The sequence below is a fragment of the Dongia deserti genome (genome assembly GCF_003574735.1).
GTDB classification, from domain to species: Bacteria; Pseudomonadota; Alphaproteobacteria; order Dongiales; family Dongiaceae; genus Dongia_A; species Dongia_A deserti.
In genome coordinates, this window is sequence record NZ_QORW01000044.1 from 1 (window position 1) to 2,917 (window position 2,917).

3 protein-coding genes are annotated in these 2,917 nt (G+C 65.7%); all 3 read left to right on the forward strand.

All coding sequences use genetic code 11. The features are described from left to right. The coding region (locus tag DTX69_RS29820) for a hypothetical protein (protein ID WP_284736163.1) at positions 1–487 on the forward strand (487 nt) is incomplete at its 5' end. A gap of 3 nt (positions 488–490) precedes the next feature. Beyond that, positions 491–2,026, forward strand: a complete 1,536-nt coding sequence (locus tag DTX69_RS29825) for a hypothetical protein (RefSeq protein WP_119305229.1) — start codon at positions 491–493, stop codon at positions 2,024–2,026. Then, the coding region (locus DTX69_RS29830) for a hypothetical protein (protein WP_284736164.1) at positions 2,023–2,917 on the forward strand (895 nt) is incomplete at its 3' end. The genes DTX69_RS29825 and DTX69_RS29830, both read left to right, overlap by 4 nt.

A 2,917-nucleotide genomic window follows, 5' to 3' on the forward strand; every position in this document is an offset into this window, starting at 1 on the left:
CGCGGCGGCCTGGACATTGAGCTACCGGCCGACGGGCAGCCAAGCGCCGATGTGGGACGTCGACGAGACCACGCAGATGTGGTCGAGCGACGCGGACTCGATGTGGGACCCCGATCCCGACTTCGTGCCGTGGCCGGGCGAGCTGGCTGACCTGCTGCATCAGGAATACGAGTTCCGGGTGAACACCAGTTCGGGTGTCAAGCAGGGCGCGATCTCTGGCTTCATCGCGGTGCTCGACGTCGAGGACATCGAGGAGCGCTTCGAGGACGTGGTGGTGCCGATCGGCGGCATCCGGCTGCCCATCACAAAGCCGTTCCGCAAAATCGTCAAGGTGGACTACTCCGTGCAGTTCGATGGTGGCAACGCGGTCGGATTCCAGACGCTCGACAAGAACAGCACGCTTGGCCCGCTGATGAAGGCGATCGATGGCGCAACGCCACCTGCATATACCAGCGGCTTCGGTGACTTCATCGTGCGGGGGTATTGATCGATGACGACGCTGCCGGCTGCCAATGCGATCGCCACGGCGGCAACGCAGGCCGCGCAGAAGATCAACTTCGAAGCGTTGCGCGCCGTCATCGCGGAGCTGCTGGGCGGCGAGGCATCGACGCAGCTCACCATCGCCGGCGGCGTTGTCACGGCGACGCGCGCGCAGCATTCGATCGACACCGAGGGCGCGACGGCGACGGACGACCTCGATCGGATTGCGCAAGACAATCATCCGGACGGCCGCTTCCTGGTCATCCGCTCGGCCAATGGCGCGCGCACGGTGGTCGTGAAGCACAATGCCGGCGGTCTCGGCACGATCCTGCTGCACGACGGCGTGAACTTCAGCCTCAACAGCACGAAGAAGGCCCTGCTGCTGCGGCGCGAGGGCACGACCTGGGTCGAGGTCGACCGGATCTATGGCGACAAGATCGAGGACATGCGCGCCTGGCTGCAGGTCGAGCCGGACACCGTCTCGACGGCGGCCGCCCGCAACATCACCGCCGCCGACCGCGGCAAGGTCATCACGCTGACCGGCGCCACCGACCGCACCTTCACCTTCACCGCGACGCCGGCAGCGCTCGGCGATGGTTGGGAATGCGTCTTCAAGAACGCCTCGACGGCTTTTCTCACGATCGCTCCGGCCGCCGGCACGATCGACGGCAAGGCCACCTTGGTGCTGAAGCCAGGCGAGATCGTGCGCGTGCGCTCGGACGCTGCGAACATGGACATCCAAGCGGCGCGGCTCCTCTGGCGCGAGCGGCTGAGCGCGAACCGGACGTATTACATCCGCGCCGACGGCAACAATAACAACACCGGCCTCGCAAACACGGCAGGCGGCGCCTTCGCGACCAAGCAGAAGGCCTGGAACGTCATCAGCGATACACTGGACCTGAACGGCTTCGTGGTCACGGTCCAGATCGCCGACAGCACGGCCTATACCGACGGCCTTGTTGCCAGCGGTCCGGTGCTCGGTGCGTTGGGGCCTGAGTCGGTCGTGTTCCAGGGGAATGCCGGCGCGCCAGCGAACGTCAGGATCACGACGACAGGTGCTTCCTGTTTCTTGGCGGACGAAGCTGGCGTCTGGTTCACCGTCAAGGACATGGAGCTTCGGACGGTGACGTCCGGCGACTGCATAGGCGCCACCGGGTATGGCGCCCATGTCCTCTTCAGCAACCTGATCTTCGGGGCCTGCGCCGGAAACCACGTCAATGCGTTCATCGGCGGGCACGTAGCCGCCACCGGCAATTACACGATCTCCGGCGGCGCCGTGAGGCACTGGTATTCCCAGAACAACGCGACGGTCTTTGTCTCCGGACTCACGATCACCCTCACCGGAACACCGGCATTCTCGGATGCGTTTGCGAACAGCGACTGGATCGGCGCGATCATGTGCCACTCCAACGTCTTTTCCGGCTCGGCCACCGGGAAGCGTTACGAGTCCGACCGCAACGGGCTCATCTACACCGGTGGTGCTGGCGCCAGCTATCTGCCGGGCAACGCCGCCGGCACGACTTCGCTCGGAGGGCAGTACAATTGACCGCGCTCACGCTACCAAACGCGTTCCGGAACGCGGTCAACCAGGGCGTCGGCAAGCAGGCGTTCGAGGATCTGCGCGACTTCGTGGCTCAGGGGCTGGGCGGCGCGGCGGAGTCGACGCTGACCATCGCTGCCGGCGTCGTCACGCCGACCTCCGGCCTGCACGCGATCGACACCGAAGCCGCGACCGCCGCCGACGATCTGGACACGATCGCGCAGACGAATCTGCAGGACGGGCAGCTGCTCACCATCCGGATCGCCAACGCCGCGCGCCTGGTGCGCGTGCGGCACAATGTCGGCGGCACCGGCAAGATCCTGCTGCAGGGCGGCTCCAACTTCACGCTGGCGAGCACCAGCGCGTTCCTGATGCTGAAGCGCGTCGGCACGAACTGGGAGGAGATCGCGCGGTTCGTGGGGCCGCTGCGGGAGCGGCTACTGGCCAGCCGCACCTACTATGTGCGGACGGACGGCAACGACAACAACGATGGGCTGACGAACACGGCCGCCGGCGCCTTCTTTACGATCCAGAAGTGCTGGAACATCGTGCGCGACACGCTCGATCTCAACGGCTTCACGGTCACGTGCCAGATCGCCGACGGCACCTACAATGCCGGTTTGAACGCGAACGGCCCGCTGGTCGGCCAAGAGCAGGCGGCGCGCTTCATCGTCCTAGGGAACGCGGCGTCGCCGCAGAACGTGGTCATCAGCACGACGGGCTCGAATGCGATCAGCGTCCAGAGTGGCGCGAAGCTGCGGTTGAGCGGTGTGGAGCTGTCGACTGTAACATCGGGTCAACCGCTGGTCGTGACCGGCGTTGGATCGCAAGTGGAGATCTCAGGTGTCGTGCGGTTCGGCGCCAGTGCCGGCCTGGCGCAGATGCAATGCTCCAGCT

Coding starts and splice junctions, on each gene's coding strand:
- DTX69_RS29825 (WP_119305229.1), top strand. CDS start 491: ATGACGACGCTGCCGGCTGCCAATGCGATCGCCACGGCGGCAACGCAG.